The following is a 14,475-nucleotide window of genomic DNA, read 5'->3' as shown; positions in this document are numbered from 1 at the left end:
CTATTCCTCGTCGGCCAGCGCCGATTCGTGCCACCGCGACAGCAGCAGCCGCTCCAGCAGGACCACCACCGCGAACAGCACCAGCGATACGACACTGGCCATCACCACCGCCACGAACAGCTGCGGGGTGCGCAACTGCACCGCGCTCTGCGTGATGATGTACCCCAGCCCGCCCTGACCGCCGCCGACACCGGCGACGAATTCGCCGACGATCGCGCCGATCACCGACGACCCCGCCGCGATCCGCATCCCGGTCAGGATCGACGGCGAGGCGCCGGGCAGCCGCAGCGAGAACAGCGTCACCCGCGGCGGCGCCCCCGCCATCGCATACAGCTGCACCAGATTCCGGTCGATCGACTTCAGCCCGTGCAGGGTGTTCGCCGCCACCGGGAACAGCGCGATCATCGCACCCACCAGCATGTTGGTGGTCTGCCCGGCGCCGATCCACACCACGAACAGCGGCGCGATCGCGACGATCGGAATCGTCTGCAACACAATGAGATACGGATAGAAACCGCGCTCGGTGAGCCGCCAGCGCGCCATCACCAGCGCCACCGCCACACCCGCGACGGTGGCCAGCAGGAACGCCAGATAGGACTCCCGCACCGTCACCCAGGTGGGCTGCCAGATCGAGCGGCGTTCGTCCCACAGGGTGTCCAGCAGCGTCCGCGGCGACGGCAACATGTAGGGCGGGATGTCGAACACCCCGATGATCAACTGCCACAGCGCGATTCCGAGCACGAACGCGCCCAGCGGCGGCAGCAGCCGCCGGACCCGGCCGGTGCGCGGGACACCGGCCCGGCCCCGCGGCGCGGAACCCGCGACCGCGTGGAAGATGTTGTCGATGACCGTCATTCGCGGAAACTCCCGAGCGTGACCGAGATCTGCTGCTGCAACGCGCGCAACGCGGCTTCGTCGCGCACCACCGCCGGATCGGCCGACGGCGGACCGGGCGAGTCGATCACCTCGACGATATGACCCGGCCCGGTGTCCATGATGGCGATCCGATGCCCCAGCGTGCAGGCCTCGTAGATGGAGTGCGTGATGAACAGGACGCTGAACCGCTTGTCGCGCCACAATCGCAGCAGTTCGGCGCCCATCTTCTCCCGGGTGAACTCGTCCAGTGCCGCGAACGGCTCGTCCATGAGCAGCAGCTCCGGTTCGCTGGTTACCGAACGCGCCAGCGACGCACGCATTTTCATGCCGCCGGACAGTTCCCGCGGATACGCGCCCCGGAAGTCGTCGAGCCCGACCATCCGGATCGCCGCCGCCGCCCGCGCCCGCCGTTCGGCGCGCGGGACGTGCTGCAGTTTCGCGACCAGTTCCACATTCGCCTGCACGGTGCGCCAGGCCAGCAGGGTGGGGTCCTGGAACACGTAGGACAGCCGGTCGGTGTCGCGGGTCATGGTCCCCGACGTCGGCTCCGTCAGGCCCGCCGCCATCCGCAGCAGCGTGGTCTTCCCGCAGCCCGACGGCCCCACCAGCACGGTGATCTCGCCACGGGCCACCTCCAGATCGATCGGCGCCAGGGCCCGGAAACCGTTGCCGTACACCTTGTCCGCGCCCGCGAACCGCACCAGGGTCGCGGTGCGCGGCTGCTCCGATGTGCGCGTCATGACGGCTCAGTACGATCCGGTCGGCGCGGCCGGCAGCGCCGGCGCCGCCACGGTCGGCAGCAGGCTCGCGTCGTACAGATCCGCCGTGGCCGGGGCCTTGCCGGTGAGCTGACCGAGCTTCTGCAACTGATCGATCAGCGTGGTCCAGCGCTGCTCGGTCATCGCGCCGAGTTGCTTCGCGCCGTCACCGGCGATCACGTACGGCCGCTGCTTGTCCCACGCGTACCAGACCGACGCGGCGGTCTGCTCGCTGTTCGCGGCGAGGATCGCCTTGTTGGCATCGGTGGCCACCGCGACGTCACCGAGATAGTCGTGCCAGCCGGAAAGGCTGGCCTGCAGGAACTTCCGCAGTTCGTCCTTGTGCGCATCGAAATAACTCTTCGAGGTGAACAACACGTCGTTATAGGGATTGAAACCCGAGGTCGAATACGGCGTGAAATTCACCGGCACGCCGGACTGCTCGGCCTGCCGCACCTCGTTGGTGGGCCAGCCCTGTTGCAGCAGTTTCGGATCCTTCAGGAAATTCGCGATCGAACCCTGATACTGCATCGTCTGCATCGGGACGCCGAGCTGCTTGTCCAGCCACACCGGGTACAGCGCGCCGGCCTGGCTGACCAGCGTCCGGCCCTTCATCTGGTCGAAGGTGGTGATGTTCTGATCGCTGTGCGACAGGATGCCGACCGGATTGTCCTGGTACAGCGCCGCCACCGCGATGATCGGAATGCCCTGCTGCTGCGCCTGGACGATGCCCGCGGCGTCGGTGTGCCCGATCTGGGCTCGCCCCGCGGCCACCAGCTGGGTCGCCGACACCTGCGGCCCGCCCGGCTGCAACGTGACGTCCAGACCGGCGTTGCGGTACAGGCCCTCGGCCTGCGCGGCGAAGTATCCGCCGCCCTCCGGATCCGCGTACCAGGGGAGTACCACGGTCATTTTCCCGGAATTCGAGGCCGAATTCGAGGAATTGTCACTGCATGCCGTCGCCGACAATGCCACGACCGCCGTGACGACCGCGATCGCGGCGCGTATCAGCCGCCGGCGGGAACCTGAAGAATGCATGGTCGAGCCTTCTCTGAAAGGGATGGTGAACGGTGCCGAGCGTCGTCGCTCAGAAGCAGGGGTGATGTTCGCGGGTGAGGTCCGCGACCTCGGCCAGATGCCGCAGCATCGCCACCCGCGCCGCATCCGGATCACGGTCGCGGACAGCGAGATAGATGCGCTGATGGCCCTCGTGGGACAGCTGCCGGGCCCGGGGATCGGCATGGGACAGCGCCCGGGTGGAGGTCGTCCACTCGCTCGCGAGCGTACCGACAGCGATCAGCAGCCGGTTCTGCGAGGCCTGCGCGATCAGCATGTGGAACTCGATATCCAATGCGATCGAATCGGCTTGTGACAGTGGGGATCCGGTCTTCGCCAGGACCGTCTCCAGGGCCAGCAGGGTGGCGTCGGTGATCCGGGACGCGGCGAGTTCGGCGAATTTCGGTTCGATCGTCTCGCGCAACTCGGCCACATCGCGCAACGTCCGCTCGGCCGCCGAGACCCGGTCGTACAGATCACCGGCCCGCGCACCCGGTTCGGCCACCACCGTGCCCCGGCCCGGCCGCCGCACCACCAGGTTCTTCACCTCGAGCTCGTGCATGGCCTCGCGCACCGAGGTACGCGAAACACCCAGCGTCAGAGCCAATTCCCGCTCCGAGGGCAGGCGCGCGCCGGGGGCGAGCCCGCCACCGGAGATCAGCCGCTCGAGGTGCGCGACGATCTCCGCGCCGACCGAGGTGGTCCGCCGCGGCGGGGGTGCGGGTGAATCCGGGTGCATCGCTTCTCCATTGGTCCGACTGGTCCGACCATCGGACACACCGATCGTATGGTCTCCGATGTCCGTTTCGCGCACCGGCAACGGTCCCGCAACAACCATTTAGCGTCGGCAACGACGCCGTAACACGGAGATTCGCCGCGCGGGTGCGGCCGAGTGGGATCCGCCGCGCCGGAGCACGGCCCGGTGGCGCAGCTCACCCTTTCGTACGAAAGTCATATGATCTATCGTATGGATCATATCCAACACGTAACATATGGGAGGACCCGTGAAGACCGTGCTCACCGGTGCGACCGGTCCCGTCGGACGCGCGACGACACAACTGCTGCTGGACACCGGGCACGAGGTGACCGCGATCAGCCGCACCCCGGAGCGGGCCGGACTGCCCGGCGGCGTGCGCGTCGCCCGGGGCGATCCGTCCCGGCCGCAGTCGCTGGGCCCGGTGTTCGACGGCGCGGATGCGGTGCTGATCAGCCCGCGCGCCGTCGGCGCCGCTGTTCCCGAACTCCTGGCGGCGGCCGTCGGTGGTGGGGTGCGGCGGGTCGTCGTGATCTCCGCCGCGACGGTCCAGTTCCCCGCCGGCGAGCCGCGCTTCGCCGCGGAGTTCCGGGCCGCCGAAGCTGCCGCGCGCGAATCCGGACTGACCTGGACGGCATTGCGCTGCACCGACTTCGACGCCAATGCGCTGGCCTGGGCGCCACAGATCCGCGCGGCCGGCGTGGTGCGCGGCGCGTATCCCGCGGCGGCGAGCTCACCGATCCATCACCGCGATATCGCCGCCGTCGCCGCGCGAGCGCTCACCGAAGCGGGCCCGGCCGATCGCGCGCATGTGCTCACCGGCCTGCAGTCGCTGACCCAGCTCGACAAGGTGCGCATTCTCGCCGCGACCCTCGGCATCGACCTGTCGTTCGACGAGGTCCCCGCGGATCGGGTCCGCGCCGCGATGCTGGCACAGGGCCTGCCCGAGGAGATTCCCGCCCGGCTGCTCGGCTCCCTCGCCGACTACGCCCGCACTCCCGGCCCGACCACCGGCACCGTCGAAGCACTGCTCGGCCGGCCCGCGCTGACCTTCGCGCAGTGGGTCGCCGAGAACGCCACCGCATTCCGGAACTGAAGGGAACCACCATGTCCGTCGAACCGGCCCGCCACTCCGGCCGCACCGAACCTCTCGACTTCGCACCGATGTACGCCACCCACAACGCCTTTCGCCGCGATCTCACCCGCCTGCACCGGGCCGTGGACGACGGCCGGACCGACACCCCCGGCGTCCGCGCCGGCTGGGCCAACTTCACCCGCCAACTGGCCGTCCATCATTCGGTCGAGGACGAGGTGCTGTGGCCCGCACTGCGGCGCGCGGTACCCGGCCGCCCGCGCGATCTCGCGCTCATCGCCGAGATGGCGGCCGAACACGCACAACTGGATCCACTGCTCGAGGCGATCGACCACGACTTCGCACACCGGAAAACGGCTCTCGCCGAACATATCCGAGAGTTGACCGACGTCCTGGAAACCCATACCCGGCACGAGGAGGACGCGGCGCTTCCGCTCATGCAGGAGGTACTGCCCGCCGCGGACTGGGCGGCGTTCCGGTCGGCGATGGCCGCCCGGCAAGGTCCCTCGGGTGCGGCCGTCTACGTTCCGTGGATTCTCGACGGCGCCACGGCCGAGCAGCGCCGCGATTTCCTGGCCGCCATGCCGAGGCCGCTCGCCGTCGTGAACACACTGCTGTTCCAGCCGCGCTACCGGCGCAGGCATCTCTGGGAATGAGCGGGGCCCGAGGTCCTCATCTCCGCGCGGCGATACCGGCGAGGACGAGTTCGACACCCGCGAGGAACTGTGCGCGATCGTCGTGCTCCCGCATCTGACCGGCGACGGCCCGCAGGAACGGGTACTCGGCCGCGTCCAACTCCGTCCAGGTCGCCGAGGCGGCGCCCAGATATTCGGTGCGGTCGGTCTCGAGCCCGGCGGCGCGGGCATTCGCGGCGTTCTGCCCGGCCGCGCCGAGGATGTAGTGCACCAGCACCGACGTCGTCGTGAACCAGTCGGCCTCGGGCGCGCCGAGTGCGCGGACCTGCCGGCCGATGCTCTCGAAGATCCGCGGCGTCACCGTCCCCTGCGGGTTGCGTGACAGTTGCACGGCGATCTGGGTGGCCAGCCACGGGTGGTCGTCGATCGCCTCGAACAGGCCCAGCGCGATCGCCCGGATCTCGCCCGGTGCGGCCTCGGGTGAGTCCGCCGACGCCGGGCTCACCACGGCCGCCACGACGGCCTCGGTGGCGGCGGCGAGCAGTTCGTCCTTGTTCGCCACATGCCAGTAGATCGCCCCCGGGCCGGTCGCGAGACGTTCGGTCAAGGCCCGGAAGGTGAGCCCCGCCGCACCGGCCCGGTCCAGCAGTTCGACGGCCGTGTCGATGATGCGCTCGCGGGAGAGCGCCTCGGTGCGCCGCGGTGACCGGCGCGCTCGCGTTGCCATGCCGCCATCTTGACATGGATGGAGCGCTGTTCCACCATTGGAACGGCATACCAGATTGGAACGCTGTACCAGAGAAGAGGCGACATGCGCATCCCCGTCACGATCGTCGGCGCCGGACTCGGCGGCCTGACCCTCGCCCGCGTCCTGCACGTGCACGGCATCCCGGTCACCGTGTACGAGGCGGAGACCTCCCCGGCGGCCCGCTCCCAGGGCGGCATGCTCGACATCCATCACCACAACGGCCAACCGGCCCTCGCGGCCGCGGGCCTGACCGAGGAGTTCCGGGCCCTGATCCTGCCCGGCCGCGAGGCCGGCCGGGTCTACGCCGCAGACGGCACGCTGCTGCTCGACGAACCCGACGACGGCACCGGCGGCCGCCCCGAGGTGCAGCGCGGCGAACTGCGCCGCATCCTCATCGAATCGCTGCCCGCCGACGCGATCCGATGGGGACACAAGGTGACCGGCGTCGCGGCCCTGGGCGGCGGCCGGCACGAACTCACCGTCGCCGGCGGCGATCCGGTCACCACCGAAATCCTGGTCGGCGCGGACGGCGCATGGTCCCGGATCCGTCCCCTGTTGTCCACGGCCACACCGGAATACACCGGCCTGTCGTTCCTCGAGACCTATCTGTACGACGCGGACACCCGGCATCCCGCCGTCGCGGAGACCGTCGGTGGCGGCGGGATGGCCGCCCTCGCGCCGGGGAAGGGGATCCAGGCCCATCGCGAGGCGGGCGGCACACTGCACACCTATGTGGCACTTACGGCGACGCCGGAATGGCTCGCCGGGCTCGGCGCGGCCGGGGAGAACGCGGCCCGCACCCGCATCGCGAGCGAATTCGACGGCTGGGCAACCGAACTCACCGCGCTGATCACCGGCGGCGACACCGCGCCGGTCGTGCGACCGGTGTACACCCTGCCGGTCGAGCACCGATGGGATCGCGTGCCGGGAGTGACCCTGCTCGGCGACGCCGCCCACCTCATGCCGCCGTCCGGCGAGGGCGCCAACCTCGCCATGTTCGACGGCGCCGAACTGGGCCGGGCGCTCGCGGCGCACCCCGGCGACCCCGAAGCCGCCCTCGCCGACTACGAGCGGGCCCTGTTTCCCCGCAGCGCCGAGGCCGCCGCCGAGGGCGCACGCATCCACGAGGCGTGCTTCGGCGCCGGCGCCCCGCGCAGCCTGGTCGGCCTGCTCACCGGACAGGCGTAGGCCGATGCCGACCCGTCCCTCTGGACGGATCGGCATCGGCCTCGGATTCTGTTGACTCCCTACACTTCCGGCCTATCGGACGGGCCGCGGTACGGATATGTTAGGCTCCTCTCGGGAGTGGTTGTCCCGGTGCGGAATTGCCGGAGACGGTGCTCGTCGGAGGCAGCGCGCGAGTGCGAGTCGTGCGTCCACCGGGGACTCGTGTCGTATCGTGAGTGGGCGGCCGAGCCCGAATACTGTGTCGCCTCAGGAGATCTTGCGACGGTAGGTGATCGTCGCCAGCGCATACGCGACGACGAGGATACCTACGCACCAGGCCAGCGCGATCCAGATACCGGAGCCCACCGGCTGCTGTGCGAACAGGTCGCGGATCGCGTTCACGATCGAGGTCACCGGCTGATGCTCGGCGAAGGCGCGCACCGGGCCGGGCATGGTCGCGGTGGGCACGAACGCCGAACTGATGAACGGCAGGAAGATCAGCGGATAGGAGAAGGCGCTCGCGCCGTCCGCGGAACTCGCCGTGAGCCCGGGGATCACCGCCAGCCAGGTCAGGGCCAGCGTGAACAGCAGCAGAATTCCCGCGATCGCCAGCCAGGCCGCGATATTCGCCCCGGAACGGAATCCCATGGCCAGCGCGACCAGCACCACGACCACCACCGAGATCAGATTCGCCACCAGCGACGTCAGCACGTGCGCCCACAACACCGACGATCGTGCGATCGGCATCGACTGGAAGCGTTCGAAGATCCCGTTCTTCATATCCAGGAAGAGGCGGAAGGCGGTGTAGGAGATGCCCGTCGCCACCGTGATGAGCAGAATGCCCGGCAGCAGATAGTTCACATACGACTTCGTCCCCGTATTGATCGCGCCGCCGAAGACGTACACGAACAGCAGCAGGAAGGCGATCGGCATGACCGTGGTCGTGATGATGGTGTCCACACTGCGCATGACGTGACGCAGCGATCGCCCCAGCAGTACGGCGGTGTCGGTGAAGAAATACTTGTTCATCGCAATTCCCTATTCGTCCGCGCCGGAAGCGCCGCGCGTGCCGCCGTCACCGACGACCGCGAAGAAGATGTCCTCGAGGGTGGGCTGTTTCTCGACGTATTCGACCTTCGCCGGCGGATGCAACTGCTTCAGCTCGGTCAGCGTGCCGTTCACGATGATCCGGCCCTCGTGCAGAATCGCGATCCGATCCGCGAGTTGTTCGGCCTCGTCGAGATATTGGGTGGTGAGCAGCAACGTCGTGCCGTGCCGGGCGAGTTCCTGCACCGCCTGCCACACCTCGATCCGGGCCTGCGGATCCAGGCCGGTGGTCGGCTCGTCGAGAAAGACGACCGGCGGATTCCCGATCAAGCTCATCGCGATGTCGAGCCGCCGGCGCATACCGCCGGAATAGGTCGACACCTTCCGCCCACCCGCGTCGGTCAGCGAGAACCGCGCCAGCAGTTCGTCCGCGATCCGGCCCGGCTCGCGCAGGTGCCGCAACCGGGCCACCAGCACGAGATTCTCACGGCCGGTGAGGATTTCGTCGACGGCCGCGAACTGCCCGGTGAGACTGATGGATTCGCGCACCTTGGCCGCCTGGGTGGCGACGTCGAACCCGTGCACCCCGGCCGAGCCCGCATCGGGCTTCAGCAGTGTGGACAGGATCTTCACCACGGTGGTCTTGCCGGCGCCGTTGGAACCGAGGAGGGCGAAAATACTGCCCGCCGCCACCTCGAAATCCACGCCGCGCAGTACCCGCACATCCCCGTAGGACTTCTCCAGGCCCTGTACCCGGATCGCGGAGGTATGTTGTCCGGTCATCGACATGTCCTACTTTCCTTCTCCGGCGGCACGCTCGATGGCGTTGTTCAGCCGGGTCCGTTCCCGATTACGCCACGATTCCTCCTCGTAGTTCCGGGCGAACGCCTCGATGAACTCCACGGGATCGTCGCCGACGACATCACGGATGGGAGTGTGGTCCGCCGCGCTCTGCTCGAACAGCTCGGTCAGATCCTCGAACAGCGACATGCCCCCGCCCGCCGCGCCGTACATCAGATACCGCTCGAACGCCTCGACCACGCTGCGATACGGCTCGGCGAGCTGCTTCACCCGCGACTTGTACTGCCACCACCGGCGCTTCTCGCCGAGGTCGCCGATCACTCTTTCGATGAACATGACTAGTTGTCTCCTTCGTGCAGTTGCGCCAGCCGATCGGAGAGGAAATTCCAGGTCTGCCAGAATTCCTCGAGGTATTCCCGTCCCTGCTCGTTGAGGGTGAACACCTTGCGCGGCGGGCCCTTCTCGGACGGAATCTTCTCCACATCGACCAGGCCCCGCTTCTCGACCCGGACGAGCAGGGCGTAGACGGTGCCTTCGGCGATATCGGTGAAACCCTGATCCCGCAGCCACGCCGTGATCTCGTAGCCGTAGGCCGGCCGCGCGAACAGGATCGCGAGAACGATGCCCTCCAATGTCCCCTTGAGCATTTCCGTCATCTGCTTGCTCATGGATCACCTCCCTCGTAGTACTCAGTGCTGCTGACTACCACTAGATAGTAACACTGAATAGCGGCGGCGCAAGGGTCCGGATCGGGCCGGTCCGGATCGGCGGGGGATCGCGCAAATGCTCGGTGCGGCAAGGTGTTCGATCGGCGCCGGCCCGGCGCGGATCGCCGGTTACGGGCGGAGCCGGCCGACCGCGGCGTCGAAGGCGGCGGCGAGATGATCGGGGCAGCCGGTGACCGTCGCGAGGATCGCGCCACCGTGCACGGCGGCGAGTACGGCGGAAGCCGCCCGGTCCGGATTCACGGTCGCCGTCATCGCGCCGTCGGCCTGCATCCGCTCGATACCGGCGCGAATGATGTTGTGCCAGTGCAGCATCAGCTGCCGGACGACGGCCGTCGCGCCGGGCGTGACGGTCGCGAGGTGGTGCAGCAGCGTCTGCATAGGGCAGTCGGCGTCGGTGCGGTCGAATTCACCCAGCAACTGCTCCCGCCAGCGATCCCACGCCTGCCAGGTGACCAGCGGGTCGACCCGCTCACGCAGGATGCCCAGGATCCGGTCGGCCTCGGTGGCCGCCACCTCGGTCAGCAGTTCGTCCTTGCCGCCGGGGAAGTAGTGGAACAACTGACTCTTGCTCGCCTGCGCACGTTCCCGGATGTCGTCGAGAGTCGTTGCGGCGACACCGATGTCGAGCACGGCACGGGTCGCGCCCGCCAGGATCCGGGCCCGGGTGTCGCGCCCCTTGGCGGTGCTGCGCGGCGGCATCGGCCCAGTGTAGATCCGCGCCGGAAACCGTACTTGCGGGTCCATTCCGCCCGGCGGAGCATCGGCAGCCGACGGAGGAGGACCCGATGGTGACACGACGACGAGTGCTGGTGACGGGAGCGACCGGGAACACCGGCAGCCGAGTGGTGGCGGGCCTGCGGCAGCACGGCATCGACGCCCGCGCGGCCGGTCGGTCGGGCCCGGTCCGTTTCGACTGGAACGACCCACTGACCTGGCCGGACGCATTGACCGGCGTCGACGCCGTCTATCTGGCGACGCCGATGACCGGCGAGGGTTTCGGCGCCGCCGCGGTCGCGGATTTCGTCCGGTTCGCCACGGCCCGCGGTGTCGAACGGCTGGTGCTGCTGGCCGGGCGCAGCGCGCGGGCCGACCCACCCAGTCCCTACATGAACGCGCTGGAGGAGCCGGTCCGGGCCGGTGGCGCCGAATGGACGATCCTGAGCCCCGGCGTCTTCCAGCAGAACTTCCGCGCACCCGCATGGCAGGCGGGCATCCGGGCCGGCGCGGTGGAGCGCGTGGAAGCCGCACCGGACGTACCGGTCGACTTCATCGATGTCGCCGATATCGCCGAGGTCGCCGTGCGGGTGCTCACCAGCGCCGGCCACGGCGGCGCGACCTACGAGCTGTCCGGTCCCCGGGTCCTGAGCTTCCGCGAGGCGATCACGATCATCGCCACCACCCTCGGCCGTCCGATCACCTATCACGCTGTGCCGCTGTCGGATTGGCTGGAACAGGCCCGCGAGCGCGGCCTGTCCGAGCGCGCGATCGACTTCGTGACCGTGAACCAGCTCGGCCAGGCCGGCGGCGCCTACAGCGTCCCGCATCCGGGCGTGCGGCAGATCCTCGGCCGCGAACCGGCCCCCTTCGAACGGTTCGTACGCGAGGCGGCCGTCTCCGGCGTCTGGGGGCGGCCACGGTGAGCCGGTTCTGCCGGATTTGCTAAGTCAAACTGATAAGCTAGGCTTAGTATATGACCGATCCGGATCCCGCCGCGGTCGCCGCGGTCCTGTTGACGAGCGTCAGCGTGCTGCTGCGGCGGGTCCGGCAGGTGCCCGCCGAGGGCGAACTGACCATGCCCGAGCGGGCCGCGCTGTCGCGGCTGGATCGCGGCGGCCCCGCCACATCCTCGGCGCTGGCCCGGGAAATGCAGGTCACGGCCCAATCCATGGGCACGACGATCGCCGCGCTGCGTGCCCGCGGCCTGGTCGAACGCCACCCGGACCCCGACGACGGCAGGCGGGTCGTGCTGACCCTCACCGCCGCCGGCCGCCGCGCACTACAGGACAAGCGCGACGCGCGGACCGAGCAGCTCGCGGCGGCCCTGACCAGCGGCGCGTTCACCCCGGCGGAGCTCGGCCGGCTCGCCGAGGCCGCCGCCCTGCTCGAACGACTGGCCCAGCACATCCGGCCCACAGGAGACCAGAAATGACACTGACGACGCTCGAGCCCACCGCCGCGCTGGTCGTGATCGACCTGCAGCAGGGCATCGTCTCGGCCCACCCCGCGCCGCCGATCGCCGCGGCGGTCACCCGGGCGACCCGGCTGGCCGCCGAGTTCCGCCGGCACGGCCTGCCCGTGGTCCTGGTCAACGTCACCGGCCGCGCGCCCGGCCGCACCGATGCCGGGACATCCACGGGCACAACGACATTCCCACCCGGTTGGGCCGACCTCATCGACGAACTCGACGTGTCGCCGACCGACCACCTGATCACCAAACGGCGGCGCAGCGCATTCCACGACACCGGCCTGGACACCCTGCTGCGCGATCTGCGCGTCACCCAGGTCGTGCTGGCCGGCATCTCGACCAGCTCGGGCGTCGAATCGACCGCCCGCTCGGCCTGCGACCACGGCTACCATGTCGTCCTGGCCACCGACGCCATGGGCGACCCGGACACCGAAGCCCACCGCCACAGCGTCGAACGCATCTTCCCCAAACTCGGCGAGACCGCCACCGCCGCCGAGATCACCGCGAGGGCCGGAGCGACCCGATGACCCTGCTCGGCCGAATCCTGAAGAACCGCAGGGCCGGAGACACCCACACCGCGTGGAACCTGCCCAACCTGCACGCCCCCGGACACCTGACCCTCACCAGCCGGCACTTCCGCGACGGCGAGCCCATCCCACGCGCCCACTGCGCGAAAACCATCGGCGGCGAAGACCTTTCACCCCACCTGTCCTGGACCGAACCGCCCGCCGGCACCGCGGCGCTGCTGCTGGTCGTCGAGGACATCGACGTCCCGATCGCGAAACCCGCCGTACACTGCCTCGCCCTCATCGACCCGTCGCACGCGCACCTGGATCCCGGCGCCCTCCATGCCCGGCAACCGGCCACCGGCGTACGCCTGCTGCGATCCACTATCGGCCGCGGCTACCACGGCCCCGCGCCGATCGAAGGCCATGGGCCACACCGGTATATCTTCCAACTGTTCGCCCTCGCCGACCCCGGGCTCGGCCACCCGGCCCCCGAGCGCGCACGCCCCCGCACTCTTCTTCCCGCCGTCCCCGCACCGGTCCTGGCCCGCGGCCGCCTCACCGGCACCTTCGAGCGCTGACCGATGCGCCATCTCCTCCGCCTCGCCGTCGCCGTCCTCGTAACAGTGCTGCCGGCAACAGGATTCGGTGTCGCCCCCTCGAACGCCGGCCCGGTGATCGATCCCACCCACACCGCGCTGCTGGTCATGGACATGCAACAAGGCATCGTTGCGATGTCCGGCGCATCGGCCGACCCGCTCACGGCCCATATCGCGGCCGCCGAACAGGCTGTGCGCCAGGCCCGTTCATCGGTCGTGTTCGTCCGCACTGCGTTCACACCGGGATACCCCGAGGTATCACCGCACAACAAGGCCTTCGCCGGGATCGCCGGTACCGGAAAGATGCTCGACGGCAGCCCCGAAACCGCCTTCGACCCTCGCATCGCCCCGGCCGGAGACGAACCGGTGATCACGAAACACCGTGTGGGCGCGTTCGGTTCGACCCCTTTGGACCGGACCCTGCACGCGCGCAATATCGACACCATCGTGCTGACCGGCCTCGCCACCAGCGGCGTCGTGCTGTCGACCGTGCGCGCCGCCGCCGATCTCGACTACCACGTCGTGGTCCTGTCCGACGGCGTGGCCGACACCGACCCTGAGGTGAATCGGGTCCTGCTGGACACGGTGTTTCCTCCGCAGGCCGACGTGATCGACACCACCGAATTCATCCGCGAACTGAACCCCTGACGGCGGGCGGTGTCCCGGGGCTACCGTCGGCGAGCAATCCCCGCGACACCGGCCTCGCCCGGGTCCGGTGGGGCTCAGGACGCGACGAGCTTCTCCACCGGCCCGGACAGGATCGACTTGACGTAACGGGTCACGTCGTCGACCAGAACCTCGGGCTCGTCGTTCTCGATCCCGGCGACGATGGCGGCCGCGACCTGTTCGGGAGCGGATTTCGGGGCGTCGATATCGCGGGTCATATCGGTGTCGACATACGCGACGTGCACACCGACGACCAAGGTGCCCGCCGGCGCCAGTTCCCGCCGCAGCGAGTTGGTCGCCGACCACAACGCCGCCTTGGAAATGCCGTAGGCCCCGAACCCCGGCATCCACGACAGCACCGAATGCATGTCGACCAGCGCACCGCCGCCGTTCGCGGCGAGGATCGGGGCGAAGGCCCGCGCGATCCGGATCGGGCCGACCACGTTCGCCTCGAACACCTGCCGCAATTCGTCGTCGGAGGTGGCCAGCAGGCCGTTGGTGCTCGCGATGCCGGCATTGTTGATCACGATGTCGGCGTCGTGGGCGACGGCGGCCAGGTGTGCGATCGACTCGGGGTCGGTGACCTCGAGCGGCACCGGCACAACGCGGGGATCGGTGCTGGGCTGAGGCTGACGTGCGGTGGCGTAGACGGTCGCGGCCCCGCCGGCGAGCAGCCGGTCGACGAGCGCCTTGCCGATCCCGCGCTGACCACCGGTGACGACCGCTACCGAATCCTGGATCTTCATCGCTCGTGTCCTTCCGTGGAGTATGACTCTCGGATCACTTCAGCCAACTAAAGTCAGCTGGAGCAAGTCTCTGGCTCCAGGGAAGTAAAGTCAAGTGGAGGGTCGTGTGA

The 14,475-nt window shown here is 69.2% G+C and carries 19 protein-coding genes; 8 read left to right on the top strand and 11 right to left on the bottom strand.

What is annotated here, in order from left to right; translation table 11 throughout:
• The 4 genes from G361_RS0107365 to G361_RS0107350 form a co-directional block, all read right to left on the bottom strand.
• Positions 1-855, bottom strand: coding sequence for an ABC transporter permease (locus tag G361_RS0107365; protein ID WP_019926422.1), 855 nt, complete (start codon positions 853-855; stop codon positions 1-3).
• Positions 852-1,616, bottom strand: coding sequence for an ABC transporter ATP-binding protein (locus tag G361_RS42635; protein WP_019926421.1), 765 nt, complete (start codon positions 1,614-1,616; stop codon positions 852-854). The genes G361_RS0107365 and G361_RS42635 overlap by 4 nt, the downstream gene beginning before the upstream one ends.
• Before the next feature lie 6 nt (positions 1,617-1,622).
• Positions 1,623-2,546, bottom strand: coding sequence for an ABC transporter substrate-binding protein (locus G361_RS0107355; RefSeq protein WP_196814432.1), 924 nt, complete (start codon positions 2,544-2,546; stop codon positions 1,623-1,625).
• Between the two features lie 175 nt (positions 2,547-2,721).
• Positions 2,722-3,429: a FadR/GntR family transcriptional regulator gene (locus G361_RS0107350; protein ID WP_019926419.1), complete on the bottom strand. Its 708-nt coding sequence runs from the start codon at positions 3,427-3,429 to the stop codon at positions 2,722-2,724.
• 253 nt (positions 3,430-3,682) lie between these two features.
• On the opposite strand from G361_RS0107350, the gene G361_RS0107345 reads away from it, so the two are divergent.
• Positions 3,683-4,540 (top strand): NAD(P)H-binding protein, encoded by an 858-nt coding sequence (locus G361_RS0107345; RefSeq protein ID WP_019926418.1) that lies wholly within the window; start codon positions 3,683-3,685, stop codon positions 4,538-4,540.
• Between the two features lie 11 nt (positions 4,541-4,551).
• Positions 4,552-5,193, top strand: a complete 642-nt coding sequence (locus G361_RS0107340) for a hemerythrin domain-containing protein (protein WP_019926417.1) — start codon at positions 4,552-4,554, stop codon at positions 5,191-5,193.
• Positions 5,194-5,209: 16 nt separating this feature from the next.
• Here the strand turns inward: G361_RS0107340 and G361_RS0107335 are convergent, their stop codons facing one another.
• The gene (locus G361_RS0107335; RefSeq protein ID WP_019926416.1) at positions 5,210-5,899 is read right to left on the bottom strand and encodes a TetR/AcrR family transcriptional regulator; all 690 of its coding nucleotides are present in this window, start codon (positions 5,897-5,899) and stop codon (positions 5,210-5,212) included.
• Positions 5,900-5,983: 84 nt separating this feature from the next.
• On the opposite strand from G361_RS0107335, the gene G361_RS0107330 reads away from it, so the two are divergent.
• Positions 5,984-7,108: an NAD(P)/FAD-dependent oxidoreductase gene (locus tag G361_RS0107330; RefSeq protein WP_019926415.1), complete on the top strand. Its 1,125-nt coding sequence runs from the start codon at positions 5,984-5,986 to the stop codon at positions 7,106-7,108.
• Between the two features lie 246 nt (positions 7,109-7,354).
• On the opposite strand, the gene G361_RS0107325 is transcribed toward G361_RS0107330, so the two are convergent.
• The 5 genes from G361_RS0107325 to G361_RS0107305 all read right to left on the bottom strand — a co-directional run bounded on the left by G361_RS0107325 (position 7,355) and on the right by G361_RS0107305 (position 10,362).
• Complete coding sequence (locus G361_RS0107325; protein WP_019926414.1) at positions 7,355-8,116, bottom strand: ABC transporter permease; 762 nt, start codon at positions 8,114-8,116, stop codon at positions 7,355-7,357.
• Positions 8,117-8,125: 9 nt separating this feature from the next.
• A complete protein-coding gene (locus G361_RS0107320; protein WP_019926413.1) occupies positions 8,126-8,923 on the bottom strand; it encodes an ATP-binding cassette domain-containing protein in 798 nt (265 codons plus the stop codon).
• Between the two features lie 3 nt (positions 8,924-8,926).
• The gene (locus G361_RS0107315) at positions 8,927-9,271 is read right to left on the bottom strand and encodes a DUF1048 domain-containing protein (protein ID WP_019926412.1); all 345 of its coding nucleotides are present in this window, start codon (positions 9,269-9,271) and stop codon (positions 8,927-8,929) included.
• Positions 9,272-9,273: 2 nt separating this feature from the next.
• Positions 9,274-9,603, bottom strand: coding sequence for a PadR family transcriptional regulator (locus tag G361_RS0107310; protein WP_019926411.1), 330 nt, complete (start codon positions 9,601-9,603; stop codon positions 9,274-9,276).
• 168 nt (positions 9,604-9,771) lie between these two features.
• Positions 9,772-10,362, bottom strand: coding sequence for a TetR/AcrR family transcriptional regulator (locus G361_RS0107305; RefSeq protein ID WP_019926410.1), 591 nt, complete (start codon positions 10,360-10,362; stop codon positions 9,772-9,774).
• An 86-nt stretch (positions 10,363-10,448) separates the two neighbouring features.
• Between G361_RS0107305 and G361_RS0107300 the strand changes: the two genes are divergently transcribed.
• The 5 genes from G361_RS0107300 to G361_RS0107280 are packed head-to-tail and all read left to right on the top strand — an operon-like array spanning position 10,449 to position 13,601.
• Positions 10,449-11,303, top strand: coding sequence for an NAD(P)H-binding protein (locus G361_RS0107300; RefSeq protein ID WP_036494082.1), 855 nt, complete (start codon positions 10,449-10,451; stop codon positions 11,301-11,303).
• Between the two features lie 50 nt (positions 11,304-11,353).
• Positions 11,354-11,812: a MarR family winged helix-turn-helix transcriptional regulator gene (locus tag G361_RS0107295; protein WP_019926408.1), complete on the top strand. Its 459-nt coding sequence runs from the start codon at positions 11,354-11,356 to the stop codon at positions 11,810-11,812.
• Positions 11,809-12,375, top strand: coding sequence for an isochorismatase family cysteine hydrolase (locus G361_RS0107290; RefSeq protein ID WP_019926407.1), 567 nt, complete (start codon positions 11,809-11,811; stop codon positions 12,373-12,375). The genes G361_RS0107295 and G361_RS0107290 overlap by 4 nt, the downstream gene beginning before the upstream one ends.
• On the top strand, positions 12,372-12,935 hold the full coding sequence (locus tag G361_RS0107285; RefSeq protein WP_019926406.1) for a YbhB/YbcL family Raf kinase inhibitor-like protein: 564 nt from the start codon (positions 12,372-12,374) through the stop codon (positions 12,933-12,935). Before G361_RS0107290 ends, G361_RS0107285 begins: the two co-directional genes overlap by 4 nt.
• Positions 12,936-12,938: 3 nt before the next feature.
• The gene (locus G361_RS0107280) at positions 12,939-13,601 is read left to right on the top strand and encodes a cysteine hydrolase family protein (RefSeq protein WP_019926405.1); all 663 of its coding nucleotides are present in this window, start codon (positions 12,939-12,941) and stop codon (positions 13,599-13,601) included.
• Positions 13,602-13,675: 74 nt separating this feature from the next.
• Here G361_RS0107280 and G361_RS0107275 read toward each other — a convergent pair whose 3' ends face one another.
• Positions 13,676-14,365: an SDR family oxidoreductase gene (locus tag G361_RS0107275; RefSeq protein ID WP_019926404.1), complete on the bottom strand. Its 690-nt coding sequence runs from the start codon at positions 14,363-14,365 to the stop codon at positions 13,676-13,678.
• Between the last annotated feature and the right edge of the window lie 110 nt (positions 14,366-14,475).

The organism is Nocardia sp. BMG111209 (assembly GCF_000381925.1).
Taxonomy (GTDB): Bacteria; Actinomycetota; Actinomycetes; order Mycobacteriales; family Mycobacteriaceae; genus Nocardia.
Note: the sequence above shows the minus strand (reverse complement) of the source record. Positions and strands in the feature narration are given on the sequence as shown.

Bases quoted from the DNA above. Each gene is read 5' to 3' on its own strand.
- G361_RS0107340 (WP_019926417.1), top strand. From the start codon at position 4,552: ATGTCCGTCGAACCGGCCCGCCACTCCGGCCGCACCGAACCTCTCGAC.
- G361_RS0107330 (WP_019926415.1), top strand. From the start codon at position 5,984: ATGCGCATCCCCGTCACGATCGTCGGCGCCGGACTCGGCGGCCTGACC.
- G361_RS0107310 (WP_019926411.1), bottom strand. From the start codon at position 9,603: ATGAGCAAGCAGATGACGGAAATGCTCAAGGGGACATTGGAGGGCATC.
- G361_RS0107290 (WP_019926407.1), top strand. From the start codon at position 11,809: ATGACACTGACGACGCTCGAGCCCACCGCCGCGCTGGTCGTGATCGAC.
- G361_RS0107275 (WP_019926404.1), bottom strand. From the start codon at position 14,365: ATGAAGATCCAGGATTCGGTAGCGGTCGTCACCGGTGGTCAGCGCGGG.
- G361_RS0107300 (WP_036494082.1), top strand. From the start codon at position 10,449: ATGGTGACACGACGACGAGTGCTGGTGACGGGAGCGACCGGGAACACC.
- G361_RS0107345 (WP_019926418.1), top strand. From the start codon at position 3,683: ATGGGAGGACCCGTGAAGACCGTGCTCACCGGTGCGACCGGTCCCGTC.
- G361_RS0107325 (WP_019926414.1), bottom strand. From the start codon at position 8,116: ATGAACAAGTATTTCTTCACCGACACCGCCGTACTGCTGGGGCGATCG.
- G361_RS0107280 (WP_019926405.1), top strand. From the start codon at position 12,939: ATGCGCCATCTCCTCCGCCTCGCCGTCGCCGTCCTCGTAACAGTGCTG.
- G361_RS0107285 (WP_019926406.1), top strand. From the start codon at position 12,372: ATGACCCTGCTCGGCCGAATCCTGAAGAACCGCAGGGCCGGAGACACC.
- G361_RS42635 (WP_019926421.1), bottom strand. From the start codon at position 1,616: ATGACGCGCACATCGGAGCAGCCGCGCACCGCGACCCTGGTGCGGTTC.
- G361_RS0107355 (WP_196814432.1), bottom strand. From the start codon at position 2,546: ATGACCGTGGTACTCCCCTGGTACGCGGATCCGGAGGGCGGCGGATAC.
- G361_RS0107350 (WP_019926419.1), bottom strand. From the start codon at position 3,429: ATGCACCCGGATTCACCCGCACCCCCGCCGCGGCGGACCACCTCGGTC.
- G361_RS0107335 (WP_019926416.1), bottom strand. From the start codon at position 5,899: ATGGCAACGCGAGCGCGCCGGTCACCGCGGCGCACCGAGGCGCTCTCC.
- G361_RS0107295 (WP_019926408.1), top strand. From the start codon at position 11,354: ATGACCGATCCGGATCCCGCCGCGGTCGCCGCGGTCCTGTTGACGAGC.
- G361_RS0107365 (WP_019926422.1), bottom strand. From the start codon at position 855: ATGACGGTCATCGACAACATCTTCCACGCGGTCGCGGGTTCCGCGCCG.
- G361_RS0107315 (WP_019926412.1), bottom strand. From the start codon at position 9,271: ATGTTCATCGAAAGAGTGATCGGCGACCTCGGCGAGAAGCGCCGGTGG.
- G361_RS0107305 (WP_019926410.1), bottom strand. From the start codon at position 10,362: ATGCCGCCGCGCAGCACCGCCAAGGGGCGCGACACCCGGGCCCGGATC.
- G361_RS0107320 (WP_019926413.1), bottom strand. From the start codon at position 8,923: ATGTCGATGACCGGACAACATACCTCCGCGATCCGGGTACAGGGCCTG.